The 21,659-nt window shown below is 35.3% G+C and carries 19 protein-coding genes and 3 pseudogenes; 13 read left to right on the top strand and 9 right to left on the bottom strand.

What is annotated here, in order from left to right; translation table 11 throughout:
- Positions 1-173 precede the first annotated feature (173 nt).
- The 5 genes from NST98_RS09700 (at position 174) to NST98_RS09680 (ending at position 6,544) form a co-directional block, all read left to right on the top strand.
- Positions 174-1,022: a DegV family protein gene (locus tag NST98_RS09700; protein WP_340715014.1), complete on the top strand. Its 849-nt coding sequence runs from the start codon at positions 174-176 to the stop codon at positions 1,020-1,022.
- Between the two features lie 185 nt (positions 1,023-1,207).
- A complete protein-coding gene (locus tag NST98_RS09695) occupies positions 1,208-1,684 on the top strand; it encodes a flavin reductase family protein (protein WP_340715013.1) in 477 nt (158 codons plus the stop codon).
- Between the two features lie 209 nt (positions 1,685-1,893).
- Entirely contained in the window at positions 1,894-3,789 is a 1,896-nt protein-coding gene (locus tag NST98_RS09690; RefSeq protein WP_026019040.1) for a PrkA family serine protein kinase, read from the top strand.
- Positions 3,790-3,949: 160 nt separating this feature from the next.
- Positions 3,950-5,110 carry a sporulation protein YhbH gene (yhbH, locus tag NST98_RS09685; protein ID WP_340715012.1) on the top strand — a complete coding sequence of 387 codons (1,161 nt, stop codon included), beginning with the start codon at positions 3,950-3,952 and terminating at the stop codon, positions 5,108-5,110.
- 24 nt (positions 5,111-5,134) lie between these two features.
- Positions 5,135-6,544, top strand: coding sequence for a SpoVR family protein (locus tag NST98_RS09680; protein WP_340715011.1), 1,410 nt, complete (start codon positions 5,135-5,137; stop codon positions 6,542-6,544).
- 431 nt (positions 6,545-6,975) lie between these two features.
- Here NST98_RS09680 and NST98_RS09675 read toward each other — a convergent pair.
- A pseudogene (locus NST98_RS09675) lies at positions 6,976-8,236 on the bottom strand (catalase); the annotation flags it as partial.
- Between the two features lie 362 nt (positions 8,237-8,598).
- Here NST98_RS09675 and NST98_RS09670 point away from each other — a divergent pair.
- A complete protein-coding gene (locus tag NST98_RS09670; protein ID WP_340714232.1) occupies positions 8,599-8,742 on the top strand; it encodes a hypothetical protein in 144 nt (47 codons plus the stop codon).
- A 74-nt stretch (positions 8,743-8,816) separates the two neighbouring features.
- On the opposite strand, the pseudogene NST98_RS09665 reads toward NST98_RS09670, so the two are convergent.
- The 3 genes and pseudogenes from NST98_RS09665 to NST98_RS09655 form a co-directional block, all read right to left on the bottom strand.
- Positions 8,817-9,107 (bottom strand): annotated as a pseudogene (locus NST98_RS09665) (catalase); the annotation flags it as partial.
- A 15-nt stretch (positions 9,108-9,122) separates the two neighbouring features.
- Entirely contained in the window at positions 9,123-10,790 is a 1,668-nt protein-coding gene (locus NST98_RS09660) for a ribonuclease J (RefSeq protein ID WP_210730761.1), read from the bottom strand.
- Positions 10,791-10,903: 113 nt separating this feature from the next.
- Positions 10,904-11,137: a glutaredoxin family protein gene (locus NST98_RS09655; protein WP_016837924.1), complete on the bottom strand. Its 234-nt coding sequence runs from the start codon at positions 11,135-11,137 to the stop codon at positions 10,904-10,906.
- 230 nt (positions 11,138-11,367) lie between these two features.
- Here NST98_RS09655 and NST98_RS09650 point away from each other — a divergent pair, with 230 nt between their 5' ends.
- Entirely contained in the window at positions 11,368-12,030 is a 663-nt protein-coding gene (locus NST98_RS09650) for a hypothetical protein (RefSeq protein WP_016837923.1), read from the top strand.
- 211 nt (positions 12,031-12,241) lie between these two features.
- Here NST98_RS09650 and NST98_RS09645 read toward each other — a convergent pair whose 3' ends face one another.
- The 3 genes and pseudogenes from NST98_RS09645 to NST98_RS17300 all read right to left on the bottom strand — a co-directional run.
- Complete coding sequence (locus NST98_RS09645; protein ID WP_016837922.1) at positions 12,242-12,739, bottom strand: L,D-transpeptidase family protein; 498 nt, start codon at positions 12,737-12,739, stop codon at positions 12,242-12,244.
- A gap of 159 nt (positions 12,740-12,898) precedes the next feature.
- A complete protein-coding gene (locus NST98_RS09640; RefSeq protein ID WP_340715010.1) occupies positions 12,899-13,669 on the bottom strand; it encodes a GGDEF domain-containing protein in 771 nt (256 codons plus the stop codon).
- 19 nt (positions 13,670-13,688) lie between these two features.
- Positions 13,689-13,898, bottom strand: a pseudogene (locus NST98_RS17300) (LytS/YhcK type 5TM receptor domain-containing protein); the annotation flags it as partial.
- A gap of 260 nt (positions 13,899-14,158) precedes the next feature.
- Here NST98_RS17300 and NST98_RS09635 point away from each other — a divergent pair.
- Positions 14,159-15,040, top strand: a complete 882-nt coding sequence (locus NST98_RS09635; protein ID WP_340715009.1) for a DMT family transporter — start codon at positions 14,159-14,161, stop codon at positions 15,038-15,040.
- Between the two features lie 19 nt (positions 15,041-15,059).
- On the opposite strand, the gene NST98_RS09630 is transcribed toward NST98_RS09635, so the two are convergent.
- Positions 15,060-15,629: a YitT family protein gene (locus NST98_RS09630; RefSeq protein WP_016837919.1), complete on the bottom strand. Its 570-nt coding sequence runs from the start codon at positions 15,627-15,629 to the stop codon at positions 15,060-15,062.
- 240 nt (positions 15,630-15,869) lie between these two features.
- Between NST98_RS09630 and NST98_RS09625 the strand changes: the two genes are divergently transcribed.
- A complete protein-coding gene (locus NST98_RS09625) occupies positions 15,870-16,454 on the top strand; it encodes a hypothetical protein (protein ID WP_339287920.1) in 585 nt (194 codons plus the stop codon).
- Between the two features lie 118 nt (positions 16,455-16,572).
- On the top strand, positions 16,573-17,598 hold the full coding sequence (locus NST98_RS09620) for a pirin family protein (RefSeq protein WP_340715008.1): 1,026 nt from the start codon (positions 16,573-16,575) through the stop codon (positions 17,596-17,598).
- Between the two features lie 693 nt (positions 17,599-18,291).
- Here the strand turns inward: NST98_RS09620 and NST98_RS09615 are convergent.
- Positions 18,292-18,852, bottom strand: coding sequence for an FAD-dependent oxidoreductase (locus NST98_RS09615; RefSeq protein WP_016837916.1), 561 nt, complete (start codon positions 18,850-18,852; stop codon positions 18,292-18,294).
- Positions 18,853-19,016: 164 nt separating this feature from the next.
- Here NST98_RS09615 and NST98_RS09610 point away from each other — a divergent pair, with 164 nt between their 5' ends.
- The 3 genes from NST98_RS09610 (at position 19,017) to NST98_RS09600 (ending at position 21,642) form a co-directional block, all read left to right on the top strand.
- Entirely contained in the window at positions 19,017-19,715 is a 699-nt protein-coding gene (locus NST98_RS09610; RefSeq protein WP_016837915.1) for a hypothetical protein, read from the top strand.
- Between the two features lie 62 nt (positions 19,716-19,777).
- Positions 19,778-20,020, top strand: coding sequence for a hypothetical protein (locus tag NST98_RS09605; protein ID WP_016837914.1), 243 nt, complete (start codon positions 19,778-19,780; stop codon positions 20,018-20,020).
- A 152-nt stretch (positions 20,021-20,172) separates the two neighbouring features.
- Positions 20,173-21,642 carry an S-layer homology domain-containing protein gene (locus NST98_RS09600; RefSeq protein WP_340715007.1) on the top strand — a complete coding sequence of 490 codons (1,470 nt, stop codon included), beginning with the start codon at positions 20,173-20,175 and terminating at the stop codon, positions 21,640-21,642.
- Positions 21,643-21,659 lie beyond the last annotated feature (17 nt).

Below are 21,659 nucleotides of genomic sequence, written 5' to 3'. Positions count from 1 at the left end.
AAAAGGCATTAGAAAGGAGTTCAAAGATATTTCAAAACTTTTCGAACAGATAAAGAACAAAGAAGAGTTCAGCGGAATGTTGATGATCATTTCTCAATGATTATTTTTCTAATATAGAATTATGTTATAATTGAAGAAATTTTGTTGGGATTATGAAAATAGAGGTGAGCCGTATGATTAAAATAACAGCCGATAGCACTTGCGATTTATCTCCTGAAATTATTGAGCAGTTAGATATTTCATTAATGCCATTACATGTGTTAATTAACGAGGAAGATTTTCGCGATGGAATTGATATTACGCCAAAAGATATCTTTCGTTATGTAAGTGAAGAAGGAAAAACTTGTAAAACGGCTGCGGTAAATGTATTTGAATATGAAAATTTATTCAAGGAGCTATCACCGCATTACGATGCTGTGATACATATTAGTTTAGGTTCTGGTTTTTCCTCTTGCTATCAAAATGCCAAAATTGCATCGGAACAATTTGATAATGTGTTCGTTGTAGATTCAAGCAACCTTTCTACTGGAAGTGGACATGTTGTCTACGAAGCGGCACTTATGGCAAAAAAGGGAGCACAACCAGAAGAAATCATAAAACATTTAGAAGAGATTATTCCTAAGGTAGATGCAAGTTTTGTGATTGATACGATGGAATACTTACGAAAAGGCGGACGCTGTTCCGGAATTGAAGCTTTCGGTGCTACATTGTTAAGAATTAAACCTTCCATTGAAGTTGTAGATGGTAAAATGATTGTTGGAAAAAAATATCGTGGGAACTTCGATCGCTGTATCGTTAATTATGTAAAAGACCGGATTGAAAATAATGATGACATTGATTATTCAAGAGTGTTTATTACTCATTCCTATTGTTCACCCGAAACGGTTCAAAAAGTAAGAGAGGCAATTGAACAGTATGCATCATTTGAAGAGATTATTGAGACAACGGCCGGTTGTACCATTTCAACTCACTGCGGACCAAACACATTAGGAATCTTATATATAAGAAAAAGTAAAAAGTAGTTTTGTGGGGCTGTCTAGAAAAGTTAAAAACTAGACGGCTTTTTTCTTATTTATTTCCTTTTATTGTTTTAAAAATTGAAGTTAGTTTCATTAGTATTCTGAACAAATATGTCCTGAAATGTGGAAAAAATATTGCTAATGTTTGTATAATTTGAATTAGAAAAAGAATCATAGGAGGGGTTGGAATGGATCCAAAAGCAAAAAGAACTGCGCTAAGAGGCATCACATATGGACTGTATATTATTGGAACGAATGATGACTCAGGAGTTAACGGCTTCGCAGGAAACTTTTTAACACAAACTTCTTTTGAACCTCCTCTCGTTGCCATCGCTGTCAAAGAAGGTACACGCTCTCAAAAACAAATTGCTGAAAGTGGGGTATTTAGTGTAAATATTTTAGAAACCGGTCAGAAAGATATGGTAACGGCTTTCTTTAAATCATTACAACCTGAAGGCAATAAACTAGCGGGTTACGAATTTTACACTGAAGAAACAGGGTGTCCAATCTTTAAAGATGCATTAAGCTTTTTTGAATGTAAAGTGGTGGACAAGATTGAAAAAGGTGACCACTATATTTACGTTGGTGAAGTGATTAATGCTGGTGTACACCGTGAAGGAGATCCGCTAACAATGAAAGAAACAGGTTTCTATTATGGCGGATAATAAAATTTATTCATATTTATAATGCAACAACATAACATGATTATTGAACAATCTTCAAAAGCTTTCCTAAAGCAGTAGTGCTCTTAGGAGAGCTTTTTTCTATCTCATTATGTTCGTTTCCAAAACTAGCTAATTAAAAATCAGTGGTATCATAAACAAAACGTAATCATACTATGTTATAAATTAGCCCTGAATGGAGGGAAGGCGCTATCGACATTTTAAAGAAAGTGAAAGAGTACAGAGAAGAAGAAGAAAAGCTGAAGTGGGAAGGTACCTTTGCTGAGTATTTAGAAATAGTGAAAAAACGCCCAGAAGTTGCACAAACTGCTCATTCCAGAGTTTACAATATGATAAAAAGTGCAGGGATTGAGGAAAAAAATGGACAAAAAATCTATAAGTTTTTTAGCAATGAAATCTTTGGATTAGAATCAACAATTGAACGTTTAGTGGAAGAATATTTCCATCCGGCTGCTAAAAGACTTGACGTTCGAAAACGGATTTTGCTTTTAATGGGCCCTGTCAGCGGTGGTAAATCAACAATTGTTACTTTGTTAAAACGCGGATTGGAAAAATATACTCGCACCGATGAAGGAGCGGTATATGCAATTAAGGGTTGTCCTATGCATGAAGATCCACTGCATTTAATCCCTCATCACTTGCGAGAAGATTTTTATAAAGAATACGGTATACGTATTGAAGGAAGTTTATCGCCATTAAATCAATTACGTTTGGAACAAGAATATGGTGGCCGCATTGAAGATGTAATGGTGGAGCGAATCTTCTTCTCAGAAGATAAACGTGTAGGAATTGGAACGTTTACTCCATCCGATCCAAAGTCACAAGACATCGCTGATCTAACAGGTAGCATCGATTTTTCAACAATTGCTGAATACGGTTCGGAATCCGATCCACGTGCATATCGATTTGACGGAGAACTAAACAAAGCAAACCGAGGAATTATGGAGTTTCAAGAAATGTTGAAACTCGATGAGAAGTTTCTATGGCACTTATTATCATTATCTCAAGAAGGAAACTTCAAAGCTGGCCGGTTTGCGTTAATCAGCGCAGATGAATTGATTGTTGCTCACACGAACGAAACGGAATATCGTTCATTCATTGCAAATAAAAAGAATGAAGCTCTTCATTCAAGAATTATTGTGATGCCAATTCCGTATAACTTAAAAGTGAGTGAAGAAGAGCGAATCTATGAAAAAATGATTAAGGAAAGCGACATGGCTCATGTACACATAGCACCACATGCGTTAAGAGCTGCTGCTATCTTCTCGGTTTTAACGAGACTTGAAGTGCCGAAAAAACAAGGCATCGATATTGTAAAGAAAATGCGGTTGTATGATGGAGAAACTGTTGAAGGGTTTAATTCAGTTGATGTAGAGGAATTAAAAAAAGAATATCCTAATGAGGGAATGAAAGGCATAGATCCTCGTTATGTCATTAACCGTATATCATCAGCTATTATTCGCAAGGAAGTACCATCCATTAATGCATTAGACGTTTTAAGATCATTAAAAGATGGACTAGATCAACATCCTTCTATTACGCCAGAAGATAAGGAAAAATACATGAACTATATTGCTATCGCAAGACGGGAGTATGATGAAATCGCGAAAAACGAGGTACAAAAAGCCTTTGTTTATTCTTATGAAGAATCAGCAAAAACATTATTAAACAACTATTTAGATAATGTGGAAGCCTATTGCAATAAAAATAAAATTAAAGATCCGTTAACAGGAGAAGAAATGCCGCCAGATGAAAAATTAATGCGTTCTATTGAAGAACAGATCGGTATTTCAGAAAATGCGAAAAAAGCATTCCGAGAAGAGATTCTCATTCGACTTTCTGCTTATGCACGAAAAGGAAAAAAATTCGATTACAATTCTCATGAGAGATTAAGGGAAGCAATTCAAAAGAAACTATTTGCTGATTTGAAAGATGTAGTAAAAATTACAACATCTACAAAAACTCCTGATGAGGCACAATTGAAAAAAATCAATGAAGTGATTGCTAGGTTAATTGATGAATATGGTTATAATTCCACTTCAGCCAATGAATTATTGCGTTATGTTGGAAGCTTGTTGAACAGATGAATAATGAAGAAAGAAACTATTAATTTATGTGCTAAGATTTTTTCTTAGCACTTTTTTATTTTCAAAATGAAGTGGTAATTCCATAAAACTCCCGCATATGATAAAAAAAGTGATTTTCCAGATAGATTAAGGAAAGTCATGAAAGATGGGTGATGATGAGATGGGTAAAAACGATAATAAAAGCTATATTGTTTCTCGAGAAGATTGGTCATTACATCGTAAAGGTTATCAAGATCAACAACGTCATATGGAAAAGGTTAGAGAAGCTATTAAAAATAATTTACCAGATTTAATTAGTGAAGAAAGCATCATCATGTCAAACGGTCGTGAAGTGATTAAAATTCCAATCCGCTCTCTCGATGAATATAAAATCCGGTATAACTATGGGAAGTCTAAACATGTTGGTCAAGGGCAAGGGAATAGCAAAATTGGTGATATTGTTGCAAGGGATTCCCAAGGTGCTCTAGGGCCTGGAAAGGGGAAAGAAGCAGGGAACCTTCCAGGGCAGGATTACTATGAAGCAGAAGTTAGTCTTGATGAGGTACAAAACATCCTATTTAGCGAATTAGAATTACCAAATTTGCAACAAAAGGAAATATCGAATATTACAACAGAAAAAATTGAATTTAACGATATTCGTAAAAAAGGATTAATGGGAAATATTGATAAAAAACGCACCATTCTTTCAGCATTTAAACGAAATGCCCTAAAAGGGAAACCAGCAATCGCACCGATTACAGATGAAGATTTGCGATTTAAAACATGGAACGAAGTAGTGAAACCAGAATCGAATGCAGTAGTTTTAGCGATGATGGATACGAGTGGTTCAATGGGGAATTTTGAAAAATATTGTGCTCGCACGTTCTTCTTTTGGATGACTCGCTTTTTACGTTCAAAATACGAAAAAGTTGAAATAGAGTTTATTGCCCACAGTACAGAAGCAAAAGTAGTGACAGAAGAGGAATTTTTCACAAAAGGTGAAAGTGGTGGAACAATTTGTTCATCTGCCTATTCAAAAGCCATTGAACTTATAAAAATGAAGTATAGTCCAAGTCGATATAATATTTACCCAGTTCACTTCTCAGATGGTGAAAACATGTCCAGTGACAATGAAAAATGTTTAAAGCTCGTAAACGAACTAATGGATGTTTCCCAAATGTTTGGATATGGGGAAGTAAACGCTTTAAATCGTTATTCCACTTTAATGAATACGTATAAAAAAATCGATAACCCGAAATTTCGCCACTATATTATTCGTCAAAAAAGCGATGTATATGAGGCGTTAAAAAGCATGTTCCGTAAACAAGAAGCAAATGATTGATTTTCCAAAGAGAGGTGAGTTTTCTTGGATAAAGAGCTTCAAAAAGCAATTGATGAAATTACGGAAATAGCTATTGGATTCGGGTTAGATTTTTACCCTATGCGCTATGAAATCTGCCCTGCGGATATCATCTATACAATTGGTGCATACGGAATGCCGACAAGATTTTCCCACTGGAGTTTCGGAAAGCAATTTTACAAAATGAAATTGCAGTATGATTTAGGTCTCAGTCAAATATATGAACTTGTCATCAATTCGGATCCTTGTTACGCCTTTTTGTTAGAGTCCAATACACTAACGCAAAACAAATTAATTGTAGCCCACGTATTAGCCCACTGTGATTTCTTTAAAAATAATATTCGCTTTTCTAATACAAGAAGAGATATGGTTGAAAGCATGACAGCAACAGCTGAACGCATTGCTAGCTATGAGAGGGAGTACGGAAAATATGAAGTGGAACAATTTTTAGATGCGGTCCTGTCCATTCAAGAACATATTGATCCCTCTTTAGTTCGTCCACATTTAATATACGAAGAGGAAGAAGATGAAGTTGAGAGCAGCATCCTTATTCAAACCCCATATGATGATTTATGGAATTTAGATGAAAAATTAGAAGGGAAAAAAGAAGAAAATCGAAAGAAAATAAAAAAGAAGAAATTCCCACCGAAGCCGGAAAAGGATTTGTTGTTGTTCATTGAACAATACAGCCGAGAGTTAGATGAGTGGCAACGGGATATTCTTACAATGATGCGAGAAGAAATGTTATACTTCTGGCCACAGCTTGAAACAAAAATTATGAATGAAGGATGGGCATCCTACTGGCACCAACGAATTATGAGAGAATTAGATTTAACGACGGCAGAAACCATTGAATATGCAAAACTCAATGCTGGTGTACTTCAACCATCAAGAACGTCAATCAATCCATACTATTTAGGATTGAAAATCTTTGAAGATATTGAAAGACGTTATGACAATCCGACAGAAGAAATGAAAAAGATGGGCGTAAAACCTGGATCAGGTCGGGAAAAAATCTTTGAAGTGCGAGAAATTGAATCGGATATTTCCTTCATGCGAAATTATTTAACAAAGGAACTTGTGGATCAAGAAGATATGTATTTATTTGAGAAAAAAGGGAATACGTATCAAATTACCGATAAGGATTATGAAAATATTCGAGATCAACTAGTTTCAATGAGGGTGAATGGAGGATTCCCGTACATCGTTGTAGAAGATGGTGATTATTTAAGAAATGGAGAATTGTATTTAAAACATTGTTACGAAGGAATGGAATTAGACCCTCATTATTTAGAAAATGTGTTGCCATATATTTATCAACTTTGGGGCCGTTCTGTTCACTTAGAAACAGTTGTTGAAAATAAACCTATTCTCTATTCATATGATGGAAAACGAAATACAAGGAAGACATTATAATGGTTTCTAAAAAATGCTCATGAAAAACTAGATTCATGGGCTTAATTTTTTTAGTATTCAGCAAACTTTCTTTTAGAGCATAGGCTATCTGAAATGAAAGCGGCGATTCTCTGTAGCGCACGCTTAGTCGCAATTTATCTGCGATGAAAAATAAGTGACAGTCACAAAGATTTCCTGTGTGAAAAGCGTCAAACAATACAAAGCTCCGAGGAATGTGAAGATGGGCTCCTCGGAAAACGTCTGACGAAACGAAAAACGGAAAAAATAATCACCTATACAATTGAAAGGTGATTATTTTTTGGAAATGTCCTAATAAGATTTTGTATCTTTTCCTTTCTGAATGGCTTGTTCTACCGCTTTTTTCGCGTTGTAAGCGCCAAGTGGATGAAACTCTTCTGCAATTTCTTCATGATGTTTTTCTTTATTTTTCGCTTCTAAACCTTCTCTTAAACGTCTACCATATTCTTCATCGGCAGCTTCAGCATAAGAAATCATTTTTTCTTGAATATCTTTTGGACAGATGGATAGGTCATTAACGAGATTGTTAATAAGCTCATCTTTTTCCCATTGTTCAAAATTACGATATGTTTCTCCAGCCTGTTTAAAATCGTTTGTTCGATCAATCGATTCTCGCACGAGATTCCCTTCAATCATAGGCGTATATTCTTTTCCAACTTGCTCTGCTTCTTTTAAGCCTCCCATGCTTGAAGGTTCATAGTTTACGTGCAAGTTTTGATTTGGCCCTCTATCGCTATGATAACGCATAAGTCCGCCTTCTTGGTTTGTTGCCACCCGTTTTTTTGGTGCGTTAATCGGCAATTGCAAATAGTTTGCCCCCAGGCGATAACGCTGTGTATCGGAGTAGGAATAAGTTCTTCCTTGAAGCATTTTATCGTCGGAAAAATCCAATCCATCTACCAGTACCCCTGTTCCGAAAGCAGCTTGTTCAACTTCTAAAAAATAGTTTTCTGGGTTTTTATTTAATACTAATCGACCAACCGGTAACCAAGGAAACTGATCTTTTGGCCAAAGCTTAGTACAATCTAGTGGGTCAAAATCAAGCTCAGGATGCGGCCCGTCCTCCATAATTTGGACGAACAGTTCCCACTCAGGGTAATCTCCCTTTTCGATTGCTTCGTATAAGTCTTGTGTTGCGTGGTTAAAATTTTTCGCTTGAATTTCTTGCGCTTCTTTTGTCGTTAAATTTTTAATGCCTTGTTTTGGTTCCCAATGGTATTTGACAAGAACTGCTTTTCCTTCGCTGTTGACCCACTTATATGTGTTTACTCCGGAACCTTGCATCATGCGATAGTTAGCAGGAATTCCCCACGGAGAATAGACAAGAGTTACCATATGAAACGTTTCAGGAGAATTTGCACAAAAGTCAAAGAATCGTTTTGCATCTTGTATGTTTGTCACTGGGTCTGGGCGAAAGGCGTGAATCATATCAGGGAATTTCATTGCATCCCGAATAAAGAAGATTTTTAAATTGTTTCCAACTAAATCCCAGTTGCCATCCTCAGTATAAAACTTTACTGCAAAACCTCGAGGGTCGCGAACGGTTTCAGGAGAATGTGTACCATGAACAACAGTTGAAAAACGAACAAACACTGGTGTTCTTTTTCCTTTTTCGTGCGCCCGGCATGTACATGAACTATAGGGTGTAAGTCCCGAACCCCGAAGACAGAAGTAGAGGTTAGCCAAGAGCAAGGGTGTCCGTGGTGACGCGGAATCTGAAGGAAGCTGGAGGCAAAACACCGGTCCGAGGAACACGAACCTCATATAAGGCTAGGTATGATTGAGTGAGTTTGCGAAACAAAACAAAGCTCTTTCTGTCGAAGGTCATATCGAGTAAATGAGGCGGATAGATGGTGTGAAAGTGCATGTACTTACCCGGGGAGGTCTGGCGGATAGGTGAAGTTCGCTTCATAACCTACTTAGTGATAAGTAGCTGAACCGTCAGAAGTCAGCAGAGGTCATAGTATTAGTTGGTTTAGAACTACTAAGAAGGACCGAACAATTAAGAGAGAATAGCCCTTGGCATTCAGTGAGTCATGATGAACACAGAAAACATAGTACCTCACTTGAGGAAGGAAGCGGTGAATCCCGTGGGAGTCCTCTTGGAGGGTGGAGTGACCACTGGCATAAAGAGAACAGCTATTCACGGAAGTTATGAAAACTTGCGTCAATTATCTTAATTGAACCGCCGTATACGGAACCGTACGTACGGTGGTGTGAGAGGACGGGAGCTAATCACTCCCTCCTACTCGATTTGGAATAACTTCGCTCTTGTATATTTAGAAGCTGGTTCATCACCTACTGTACCATAAGCTTCAAAATAACCATGTGCACCGGCACCACGAGCGTGAACGATGCGTTCTGGTATCTTTTCCCGGTCAAAATGGCTAATTTTTTCAATAAAATCGTAGTTCTCTAACGTAGCTGGACCACGATTCCCGACCGTACGAATGTTTTGATTGTTTGTGATTGGATGACCTTGTCGGTTTGTTAATGTATCATCATTTTCAATATTGGTAAATTGTTTTTCTTGGTTGTTAGTCATGATGGTTAACACTCCTTATATTGGTATAATGATTGGTAAGATCATCGGTTTTTTCTTCGTTTTATCATACAAATATTGACCAACTTCCTTTTTGATGGCTTTCTTCATCGCAAAAATGTTCGGGTCTTTAAATGCATCGACAGCCCCTTTTGCGATTTCGTTAATATTACGAATAAGTTGTTCCGATTCTTTCGCATAAACGAACCCTCTAGAAATTGAATCAGGTTCAGAAATTCGGCTACCGTCCGACTTATTAATGGTGATGACAATGACAAGCATGCCTTCTTCTGAAAGTTGTTTTCTATCCCTCAAAACAATATCTTCAATTCCTTCTTCACCAAAGCTATCAACATATGCGTCTCCTGCTGGTATTTTTCGTGTCTGGCGAGCTTCCTGAAATTGAATATCCACCACATCGCCATTATTCAATATGAAAATATTTTTACGATCTACCCCAACATCTTCGGCTAATTTAGCGTGCAGATGTAACATGCGATATTCTCCATGAATCGGAATGAAGTATTTCGGTTTCATTAATGTCAACATTAGTTTTAAATCTTCTTGATAGCCGTGTCCGGATACATGCATCCCTGTTTTGCTAGCAGCACCGTAAACAACATTGGCACCTAGTTGGAATAAGTTATCAACGATTTTGGTGACGTCTTTTTCGTTGCCAGGGATTGGTGATGCTGCAAAGATGACCGTATCTCCAGGATCTATTCGAACATCTCGATTGCTATTCGTCGATAAACGTGAAAGAGCAGCAAGGGGTTCTCCTTGGCTGCCGGTACATAATACAACCACCCTTTCAGATGGCCATTGTTTAACGTCACGTGCATCAATAAGCAGCCAATCAGGAATATCGATATAACCTAATCTTTTGGCAACGCTGACGACGTTTACCATACTTCTGCCAAGAAGTGCAAGTTTTCGGTTTGTTTTGATTGTTGCCTCTACAATTTGTTGAATTCGATTTACATTGGAAGCAAAAGTAGAGATAATAATTTTTCCTGATGCATTAAAGAATGTTTCTTCGATATGTTTGCCTACTTCTTTTTCAGAAGGAGTTGATCCAGGTCGTTCTGCATTTGTACTTTCAGAGATGAGTAATAATACCCCTTCATCTCCAATTTTCGCCATTTTATGAATTTGTGAATATTGCTTATTCACTGGTGTGAGATCAAATTTAAAGTCGCCAGTATGGACAATTTTTCCTTCTGGCGTATTGAATACAATTCCTAGACAATCAGGAATGCTGTGGCTCACTTTAAAAAAAGTTGCTTGGATTTGTCCAAAATTCAATTCAGATTCTGAATGAATTTCAATCAATGTTGATTCCCGTAAAATTTTATGTTCCTTCAGCTTTAATTCAATTAATCCTAATGTAAAGCGTGTAGCATATACAGGAACATTGATTTTTTTCAATAAATAAGGGATGCCACCAATATGATCTTCATGTCCGTGGGTAACAATGATTCCTCGAATTTTATGTTCATTTTCTAACAGATAGGTAAAGTCAGGAATGATTAAATCAACACCTAAAAATGTTCGATCAGCGAATTTCCCCCCACAATCGACAATAACCAAATCATCTCCATATTCAATTACATACATATTTTTTCCAATCTCATTGATACCACCTAATGCAAATATAGAGAGCATATGTTTAGATGACAAAATCATCCCCTCAATCCATTAAAATTCTTTTAACAGTATTGGTTTTTCTTTTATTTCATATACAGTAGAAAAAAGAAAAAGCCTGCATCCTCTTTTAGTGAAGGATACAGGCAATAAATTTATTTATTTAATGCATTCATAATGGCATTAGGATTAAATCCAACAATCCATTGACCATCGATTTCTATTTGAGGAACCCCCATTTGTCCTGTTTTATTTACTAGCTCTAACATTAGCTCAGGCTTCGCTTCCACATTGATTTCTTCGAAAGGAATACGTTGTTGATTCAAAAAGTTTTTCACCATCACACAATAAGGACAACTATTTGTCGTATAAACTATGACATTCTTCAATATATTCTCCCCCTTTTTAATTTTTAAATACCCCTATGAGTATATTATATTTAATCGAGAAATATGTCTAATGAAAATGGAGGATTCAAAATAAATTTCGTTTACCGAATGGGGTATTTAGATAAAAATTCTAATTAACAATCATAAATAAGAATTCAGCGAATAGTATGTTTAATAACTAATAGAAAGATTGAAGTTTTGGTTAATGACTTTAATAGAGGTGATATTGAATGTCTCTCATAATATGCGTGTTGGAAATAGTTTATTTGTTTTTATGGATGGAATCTGGAAACAATATTTTTTTCTTTGTTGCATTAGGAATTTTCCTTTGGTGGATTATTGAAAGGCGAGAGGAAGAAAAACGCTATCAAGAAAAAATCGAAAAGGATACGATTGAAAAGTTGGAACGAATTCCCCATAACCGAAGAGCTGTATCAGAAGATTGTTTATCAGCTATTTTGTTAGACGATTATTCAAAAACGTTTTACTATGTGAAAAGAAAAGATGTTGAGTCTAACTTTAAAAAGAAAAGTTATGCATTTGATGAAATTTATGAGTGTGCCATTAGTGTTAACGATAATATCTATTCTTTAATATCAAAAGGTGGTATTCATGGATGGTCAATATTAAATGATGATGAAGAATTATATAGTGATGATGATGTTGACGAAGAAGATGTTATAAATAAATTAAGTTTAAAATTAATTGTTGATGATTTGTCCAATCCGCTTATTGAATTTGTGTTTTATGAGGACGAGCGAGGCATTGATACTGAATCAGAAGAATTTGAGGAAATTTGGGAAGAATGTAAAAATTGGCATAAGAAATTTAGTATTATCATTAAACGAGATCAGCGAGAAAAGGTAGCGGTAAATAGTTGGGTTCATCATTAATCTTCTCGTCTTTTCCAACAAAAATTACGAGAATGTAAACATGCGTAATCTTGATAATTATGCGTGAATAACAAAGCAATGAGAAACAAAGTAGCTAGAGATTGAAAAACTATAATAGTTTTATACAAGTATTGATAAGCGGGCCACATAATTTAATTATGGTACAAAATAAGGGGACATCTCATCGGTTTTTTTAGACGCCCCCAATGAATTAATAATGAATATATACAGCTGTTCCATTTGGTACAATGCTTGCCAATTCTTCCACGTCTGCATTTAACATCCGAACACAACCCCTTGAAACAGCATAGCCTATTGAACTTGGATCATCCGTTCCGTGAATTCCATAACTTTCTTTGGAAAGAGTTAACCACATTGTACCAAAAGGGCCGCCTGGATTAGGTGCTCTATTAACAATGACAAAATTTCCTGTTGGTGTTTCAAAAAGCATTCGTCCTACAGCAATTGGATAAGTTTTTACTAAGATGCCATTATTATATAAGGATAATGTACGATTATTTATTGAAATATCGATTTCATATGGAATTGTACTTGGATCTGGCAAACCTGGTATATTAATAGGCTGACCAATGTATAACAAATCCGGATTTGTGATTTGAGGATTGTTTTCCAAAAGTACTAGATACTCGATTCGATAATCTCTTGCTATTTGTACAAGGGTCTCACCAGGTCTCACATAATGAATCACAATAACACCTCCAGCCCTTAATAACTAAACACATATTATTCGTACCAGGTATAATCGGTGCTAAAAAATCAAAAAAGGAAAAAGTACAATAGGAATTGTCGCTAACTCAACAATTGTTGAAGAATAAAAACGACCTGGTATGCAATGTCTACCAGGTCATTATGTTGAGTAAACGAGGCGATCTCTTCCATTTCTTTTCGCATTGTATAAGTTTTGGTCCGCATGATAAATTGTTTCTATTAAATTCATTTCGCCCTTAAATTGTGATAAGCCAATCGAAACTGTGATGTTAACTTTCTCAACGGTGCTATAAGGGAAGGAAGTATATTTAATATCTTTTCGTATCTCTTCCAGTATATTTTTAGCAGTTATCAAATCCGATTCTCCTATATATACAATAAATTCCTCTCCACCAAAGCGACCAACGACTAAATTTTTGCACTCATATTTTCTTAATATTTTAGCCACTTCTACTAATACTTTATCTCCAAATAAATGACCATAAGTATCGTTTACTTTTTTAAAATGATCAATGTCGATCATCGCTATGTAATGATTTGGCTTTAAAGTATTTACCTTCTCTTCTACTAATTCATAGAACTTTCTTTTATTTACTAGTTTTGTGAGTGGATCTTCATCAGCCATTTTTTCTAGATGACTATTCAAAAATCTGCGTTGTCGATCTTGCATAATGAATGTATATAGAATGATTGAGGTAACAACAATGGAGGATACTCGTAATATTGCTGTGTCTTTAAAAATCTCCCATCCATTCGGTACGATAAATATAATAGGGAAATCTGAAACGAACCAGCATAAAAGAACAATAAATATTTTTTCTATATAGTGTTTTTTGATGTTTGAGCGATGGTGGAAGATAAGGGCGATGAACGTCGGCAATATCATGCCATACAAAATTCCTGGAACCATTCCATCTCCCCCCCATGAAGAAGCGCCATGTAGAAGCAATTAATAATGCTGGTATTGCAATCCATCCTTGTAAATATGCTAAAAAGGCTAAAGGAACTAATCGCATATCGACGAAATAGTTTTCATTTAAATGGATTGGTAAATAAAAAAGTACAATTACACAAGTAGAATTTAAAAAGATTGAAATGACTTTCCTATAGAAAGGCGGGATTTTTTTTGATAATCCCATATGAAGGTCATGGTTAAATGCATTAATAAAATTACAGCTATATTGGAGAGGACAGACTGAATCAAAAGGGGTACATCCTTTCATAATGAACTCAACTTTATAAACCATCCATAATTTTACCACAATGATTATTTAATAAATGCATGTTCTGAAATTTTTCATTATTCTTCAAAAATATAAATATTTAGAAATTAGTACATTTTACATGCTAAAATGGATAAATAATGTTTGATTTTATAAATGTCTTTATGGAGGTGGCTATGAGTAAATATATTGGAGAAATAATGCTTTTTACTACAGCGATTATTTGGGGGAGCGGATTTGTGTTCAGCGCAATTTCGTTAGACTATTTAACCCCTTACCAAATACTAGCTGTTCGATTTTCCGTTGGTGTATTAATTTTAAGTTTTATATTTTATAAGAGGCTGAGAAACATTAAGAAATCGACTCTATTGAGAGGTTTTATATTAGGATTTCTATTATACTTGGCATTTCTATTACAAACGGTTGGTTTACAATATACAACACCGTCAAAAAATGCTTTCATTACTGCTATTAACGTTGTGATAGTCCCCTTTATTGCATTAATTATGGATAAAAGAAAAATCGATAAATTTGAAATGTCCGGAGCGTTCTTAGCCATTATCGGAATTGCTTTTTTATCGTTGCAATTATCAGTGGGGAAAATTAATATAGGTGATTTGCTAACATTGGGATGTGCTTTTGGCTTTGCTTATCAAATTTATTACACTTCCAAATATGTAAAAGATGAAGATCCAATCTTGCTTACCGTTGTGCAAATGGGAGTAGCAGCACTCTTTGCATGGATTTTTGTCATTGGAAAAGGAGAAATCTATTTCTCACTGGAATGGGAAGGTATTTTATCCACATTATATTTAGGAGTATTCTCGACGACACTCGCGTATTGTTTTCAAACGATGGCGCAAAAATATACGAGCGAAACAAAAACTGCAATTATTTTATCAACAGAGGCGTTATGGGGAATGGTTTTCTCTGTTTTGATTTTAAGTGAAGTATTAACTGGAAGAATGATTATTGGAGCAATTTTAATATTATTGGCCATCATTATAGCAGAAACAAAGCCTAACTTTTTCAAAAGAAAGGCGATGGAGGACATATAAAGAATTTAAGGTAAACCTTTTATCTTTTGCTGGTTACAGCACTAGTTGTGATTCCAACAGTAACAATGGCCATAATTGATAACAGCAAGGTGCTTGCAGATAGTAAAAGCCCTCCGATCAAGACAATAATGGAGTCAATAAATAAAATAATTAATCCAACATTGATTTTTGTTTTGTCGCTGATGAATTGAGCTAGTAAGTCAGTTCCACCAGTGCTTGTGTCATATCTAAGCATTATGCCTATACCAAGCCCCACAAATATCCCACCAATGATTGCAGCAAAAGAGGCTTCTATGTCTAAGAGATAACGAAGGGGCTTGAAAATATCGATAATTACAGAAGAAGTTAGTAAACCGTGAACACTATTGTAAAAATATCGTCTATATTTGAACCATGCCAAAATAAAAATTGGCGTGCTTAACACAATGACCATCAATCCGATTTTGAGGTTAAAAAGATAATGCAAAATAAGGGATAGCCCGATAATCCCACCGTCCAATATTTCATAAGGTGCAAGAAAAAGGTTAATGCCAATTGCCAATAAAATGCTGCCAATCATAATAGCTAGTCCCTTTTGTAAATAGTACATGAACATTCCTCCACATTAGGACATGCACTATTGTATGAAAGGGAAAAAAAGAAAATGATAAATCATGTTGAAAGCAAAAAGACCCTCTATTGCTATGCCTTTAATAACGATATTCATTCGAACAAAGATTTTTTTCAATAGCTAAAGTGCTCCATTTGGAAAAAAATATACGGAACATTACACGAATAATTAACTGCAAATTTAGCATGATAAAGGCATAACAATCTTGGAGGTGTTTTTATGGCTAATAACAATAAACGATTTACTCAAACTGGAACAGATATTGAAGAAGTAAAACGTCAAAATGCACAAGGAAAAAGTAGTTCAACTTTCGGTACTAATCCTCAAAAAGTACGAGAGGAAATAGCTCAAGAAGGTGGTTTTGGAAACCAAACTTTTGCTCAACCAAGTCAACCAGGTAAAACACCAGCTGGAACAAATATTCAACAAGTGAGAGAAGAAATTGCAGAAGAAAGTGGTTTTGCAACTCCAAATAAACCGCAACCAAATCCGACGCCAGCGAAATCACCAGCTGGAACAAATATTCAACAAGTAAGAGAAGAAATTGCAGAGGAAAGTGGTTTTGCAACTCCAAATTCGCAACCAAATCCGACGCCAGTGAAATCACCAGCTGGAACAAATATTCAGCAAGTGAGAGAAGAAATTGCAGAGGAAAGCGGTTTTGCAACTCCAAATTCGCAACCAAATCCGACGCCTGCTAAAACACCGGCTGGAACAAATATTCAACAAGTAAGAGAAGAAATTGCAGAGGAAAGTGGATTCCAACCGCAACAACGCAACAAAAAGAATCAGCCTAATCAATAAAATAAAAAACGCCTCTTCATTTGAGGCGTTTTTCATCATTTTGTACCATATAAAATAATTTATCTAAAACAAAATTTGTTAGTATGGGAATAGTAGGAAAAATTAGTAAGGTGATTTTATGGAAAAACGAAAAATTATTGGTTTACAAAAATTAGGAACGCAATGGACTACAGAAAGCCCTTTTATTTTAACCGTATATCACAAAGATCATTATCCACCAGGAAACGATGAACAAGGGGTAGACAAAGAGAGGTTAGCAGGAAGAAACTTAGGGGAAGATTTTGAATTAAAAGATGGATTTCGTATGTATCATGGAAAATCAGTTCCGGGATTTCCCGCTCATCCCCATAAAGGATTTGAAACAGTAACGATTGTTCTTCAAGGTGTTGTTGATCATTTTGATTCTAAAGGTTGTTTTGGTCGCTATGCTAGCGGCGATGTTCAATGGCTAACGACGGGCAAGGGGTGCCAACATTCAGAAATGTTTCCGCTTGTGAATAGAGAACAGTCGAATCCACTTGAATTGTTTCAAATTTGGTTAAACCTAGACCGAAATGGAAAAAAGGCAGAGCCGGAATATCGAATGTTTTGGAAAGAAGATATACCTGTAATTGAGAAGCTTAACAATGGCAACAAAACAACAGTAAAAATTATTGCGGGTGAAATGTACGGCATCAAAGCATTAGAGCCAAATTTAGCTTCATGGGCAAGAGAAGAGTCGCATCATGTAGGAATTTATTTGATACATATGGCACCAGGAGCAACATTTACACTGCCTAAAGTATCAAGTACTATTAACAGGAACTTATATTTTTACGAAGGCAATACAATTCAAATTGAAGGGGCAACAATTCAAGCTTCTTACCGTTGTAAACTTGTTGGAGATGAAGAAATTGTTATCCACAACGGTAATACAAACAGCTCCTTACTCCTTTTAGAAGGAGAACCTATAAATGAACCGATTGCCCAATATGGCCCGTTTGTAATGAATAAAAAAGAAGAGATTTATGCCACTTTTGCCGAATATAATAAGACAAAATTTGGAGGCTGGAAATGGGATAGACAGGATCCCGTTAACGAAAGGAATGCGGGCAGGTTTGCCCAATTTGCTGATGGCACTATAGAAAAGCCTAAAGAGGAATAGAGAAAGGGTTTCCTGTTTGCGTTATAGCCTTTGCAGGAAACCCTCTATCATTTTGTACAACAATACATCAAGTTTTGCGGAAGTACCAATATGGTTGAGTATCGTTGGCTAATATTTGAATGGGATTGACTAATATCATGTCCCGAATTGCTAATAAGTTTCCAAGAATGACTAATATTTGCAGACTGGAAGCTCAAAATTTTTTCGTTGGCTAATATTTGGATGAGAATGACTAATATAATGCTCCAAATGGCTAATAAGTTTCTGAGAATGACTAATATCTGCAAACTGGAAGCCCCAAATTTTTTCGTTGGCTAATATATGGAGGAAGTTGACTAATATTGTGCTCCGAATGACTAATAAGTTTCTGAGAATGACTAATATCTGCAAACTGGAAGCCCCAAATTTTTTCGTTGGCTAATATATGGATGAAGTTGACTAATATCGAGCTCCGAATGGCTAATAAATTCCCTAGAATGACTAATATCCGCAGACAGGAAGATTAATAAAATTTCATATAAACTAGTAGAAAAAAGAGGAGCCTAGAAAACTTTCCAGACTCCTCCACCTCTACATCATCATAATATTATCTTTGCTTAAGTGTATAAACCAGTTTCCACAATTCTTATTGCAAGGGGACTGTCTAAACATCACTTTTTAGACAGCCTCTTTAACTTAAAGGGTTCTTTAAACTTATTTCAAAACATCATGATCAACATAACGTTCGCTGTTTAATTCGCTAATGACGTTGATTGCCACTTTTGCACCGTCGCCAGCAGTGATGATTGTATGGACACTCACACCTGCACAAGTACCTGCAGCCCAAATCCCTTCTACATTTGTTCTGCCTTCATTGTCCACATCAAAAATTGTTTTAACTCTTGGCTCAGTGCCAGGTTTTGTTGCTAATCCAACACTTTCAGCTAAGTCTGTTAAAAATCCAGTTGCAAGGATGATATGTTTCGCTTCCACTTCACCATTCTCATATTGCAATTTAAATCCTTTGTCTGTTTTGGAAATACCAGTTACTTTTGCTTCGATTAGTTCAGCACCATAGTTTTTCGCTTGTTCAATTCCCGTTTTCACTAATTCTGGACCTGTTATTTCTTTAACGCCGTAGTGATTGTAAAGCATTGCGCGTTTTGTAACACCTTGGTCGCTATCTAAAATAACTGTTTTTTTACCTGCCTTTGCAGTAAAAATTGCAGCACTTCCTCCAGCTGGTCCTGCACCGATAATGGCTACATCATACATTACAAGATACCTCCTTTTCTATATTTATCATTCTATCAAAATACAAGCATACTCTCTAAAAATTTGTCTATTTTTTCAAAAAATAGAGGGATTGTTTGAAATTTAATTTTTTGAGTATTACGATTTTATTGTCAACACTTATATGGTTTTTGGAGGGGATAGTAGTGGCAAGTTTGTTGTCAATTGATTGGGACTATTTTATTTCCGCTGAAAATCAAGAAATTACTTCAAGTGTTGAAAATAAAAGAACTATTCATGACTTATGGTACAAAAAATACTTCCAATACAAATCTTTTGGGAAAGATTTTGAAAAGTCTTTTTTTCTTTCAAAAGATGTCGATCAATTCTGGAATAAAATTAAACAAATTTTCCGATGGGATCAGCAAGTGAGAATATATGTGTCAGATTCTCATGCGTTATCTTACAAAATTGCAGAAAAATTTGAAGTCGATGAAGTATATCTATTTGATGCTCATTCTGACTTAGGCTATGGAGGACTTGCTTCCTTACAATTTAACGTTAACTGTGCAAATTGGCTTGGAAAACTTTTGCAAAATCGAATAATTCAAAAAGCATATATTATTTACAGTCCTTTTACAAAAGAAAAACCAGAATTTTTTAATGAAATTAATAAAGCTTTTAATATTCAATATTTGAAGTTTGAAGATTTATATGAAGGAATTAAAACGAATGTTATTCATATTTGTCGTTCGGGAGCATGGACTCCACCTTGGTTTGATGGGAAATTTGTAGAATTCGTAAGAGCAATTGGCTTGCCTTATAAAGTGTATCAATGTCCAATTAGAAAATGGAATCCAAATAATGTGACATTTGCTGAAAAATTGGATTATTTAATGGCGTGACGTTGATTTTGAATAAAGAAGCACAATCAACACATACTACAAAAAAGGAGTGTGTTGTTGATATGAAAAAAGAATCGCTTCCAGAATCAAAAAAGAGATTTGCTGAAATGCCTTATGAAGAAAAACCCGACCGCGTACCATCAGATAATATCAGCCTTTTTGATTTGCATGAAGACATGCAAACGGTGGACGCGATAGCGGTGGACGAATTAAATAAACGGGTAAAAGCTGAAGGAGATGAACTTTTAGAAGAAGTGTTTCGAAAAGAATCTCCTGATGAGAAAGAACATTTTGATAATGCATAGATGCAGTGGCAAACTGCATCTTTTTTATTTACTTTAAAATCTCCATGGTAAAGATTACTACCTTTTAACTTTGTATAAAAATTTACAGAAATCACAATCTTTTAATCTTATAATAGAGTCAGACGGGGACTTTGAAAGGGGAAAAGATATTAATGAAACATTTTATCATTCTACTTCATACATTGGTTCTGTGTGGATTATTAATTTTAAGTCCTATTAATGTCCATGCAGAGAAAGTATTTATAGATACAGATGTGTTTAATGATCATTATGAAGGAACGAACTATTTAAATCAGTTAAACGTTTATGATTATAAAGAAGGGAATCAATTTTATCCTAATCAAAGTATATCCAGAAGCGATGTTGCAAAAGTAATACATACATTATTCAAAGACCAGTTAAAGAAAATTAGGGATTATGAGGAGCAACCATTTATTGATGTGTTATCAACGAATCCTTACTATGAATCTATTATTTGGTCTTATGAAGTAGGAATTTTTGATGGAGATCATGGTCGTTTTAAAGGAGAGGAATCATTAAATCGAGCTCAATTAGCAAAAATACTAGTCAATACATTTAATTTACAATCTTCTAGTAAGACTCCATCATTTATTGACGTTCCTGAAGGACATTGGGCATATGACTATATTTATACATTATACGGACTAGGAATTACGAAAGGAAGCAACGGCTACTTTATGCCAAATCAACCTGTAACAAATGGCCAATTTGCTAGTTTCATTTATCGAACAATGCAAGTTACAGGATTAGATGAAATTTTAGCCTCCAAAGAACCTAAATTTAAAGAAAAAAAGCAACTAGCAAGTAAAAATGTATTAGCAACTTTCCCGTCAGAGTACGATTTTGTTTGGAATCAGATCGGAAAAAACGAACAGTTAGAGCTGGAGGGAGTCAATGAAAAAAATGAAGTTGTTGGTTTCTACAGCACAATTATAGGAAAGGAGTTATTTGACATTACAATTGGAGAAAGTGATAAAGAGGACGTCTTACGGCTTTATGGGAAAGGGATTGAAGCAATATTAAAAAATAATACGCCTTATATTTTAGCAAAAGATAATGGACATGCAATCTACTTAATTGAAGGTAAATATGTTACTTTCTTTTTTGATCAATTCCAAAGTGATGTAGTGAGATCAATACTTTGGATAGAAGAAGAATACGAGATGAAAAAAGAAGGTTTTTATGGTAATTATCGCGTGGAAGCTCGTCAAGAAGGCTTTGAAAATTTAATGGTTGAGCTAATGAATCAAGCGCGGGTCATTTTTGGAGTACCACCGCTAAAAAGCGCACAACAATATAGGGAAACGGCGAGAAAACATAGTATGGATATGGTCAAAAATCATTTCTTTTCTCATACAGGTAGCGACGGAAAAAATGCTCTAGAGCGAATGCTTGCTGACGGTATGAATTTTATCCATGGTGGAGGAGAAAACTTAGCAGCAGGTGCATATAACACGATTTATGCTCATGAAGCGTTAATGAATAGTAAAGGGCATCGGGAAAACATTTTATTTAAGCAATATACACACGCTTTTACGGGGGTAGCCTTTGATGGCACAAGGCCGTATTGGACAATCAACTTCTTTATTGCAAACGAATGATATTAGTTAGGTTTTAC

The sequence above is a fragment of the Ureibacillus sp. FSL W8-0352 genome (assembly GCF_038004345.1).
Classification (GTDB): Bacteria; Bacillota; Bacilli; order Bacillales_A; family Planococcaceae; genus Ureibacillus; species Ureibacillus thermosphaericus.
The sequence above is the reverse complement of the archived record's forward strand: the minus strand, read 5'-3'. Positions and strand labels throughout refer to the sequence as shown.

What these genes read in the sequence shown, in the direction of transcription:
- NST98_RS09700 (WP_340715014.1), top strand. Translation starts at nt 174, where the DNA reads ATGATTAAAATAACAGCCGATAGCACTTGCGATTTATCTCCTGAAATT.
- NST98_RS09695 (WP_340715013.1), top strand. Translation starts at nt 1,208, where the DNA reads ATGGATCCAAAAGCAAAAAGAACTGCGCTAAGAGGCATCACATATGGA.
- yhbH (WP_340715012.1), top strand. Translation starts at nt 3,950, where the DNA reads ATGGGTAAAAACGATAATAAAAGCTATATTGTTTCTCGAGAAGATTGG.
- NST98_RS09670 (WP_340714232.1), top strand. Translation starts at nt 8,599, where the DNA reads ATGATGAACACAGAAAACATAGTACCTCACTTGAGGAAGGAAGCGGTG.
- NST98_RS09660 (WP_210730761.1), bottom strand. Translation starts at nt 10,790, where the DNA reads ATGATTTTGTCATCTAAACATATGCTCTCTATATTTGCATTAGGTGGT.
- NST98_RS09650 (WP_016837923.1), top strand. Translation starts at nt 11,368, where the DNA reads ATGTCTCTCATAATATGCGTGTTGGAAATAGTTTATTTGTTTTTATGG.
- NST98_RS09640 (WP_340715010.1), bottom strand. Translation starts at nt 13,669, where the DNA reads ATGGTTCCAGGAATTTTGTATGGCATGATATTGCCGACGTTCATCGCC.
- NST98_RS09635 (WP_340715009.1), top strand. Translation starts at nt 14,159, where the DNA reads ATGAGTAAATATATTGGAGAAATAATGCTTTTTACTACAGCGATTATT.
- NST98_RS09630 (WP_016837919.1), bottom strand. Translation starts at nt 15,629, where the DNA reads ATGTACTATTTACAAAAGGGACTAGCTATTATGATTGGCAGCATTTTA.
- NST98_RS09625 (WP_339287920.1), top strand. Translation starts at nt 15,870, where the DNA reads ATGGCTAATAACAATAAACGATTTACTCAAACTGGAACAGATATTGAA.
- NST98_RS09620 (WP_340715008.1), top strand. Translation starts at nt 16,573, where the DNA reads ATGGAAAAACGAAAAATTATTGGTTTACAAAAATTAGGAACGCAATGG.
- NST98_RS09615 (WP_016837916.1), bottom strand. Translation starts at nt 18,852, where the DNA reads ATGTATGATGTAGCCATTATCGGTGCAGGACCAGCTGGAGGAAGTGCT.
- NST98_RS09605 (WP_016837914.1), top strand. Translation starts at nt 19,778, where the DNA reads ATGAAAAAAGAATCGCTTCCAGAATCAAAAAAGAGATTTGCTGAAATG.
- NST98_RS09600 (WP_340715007.1), top strand. Translation starts at nt 20,173, where the DNA reads ATGAAACATTTTATCATTCTACTTCATACATTGGTTCTGTGTGGATTA.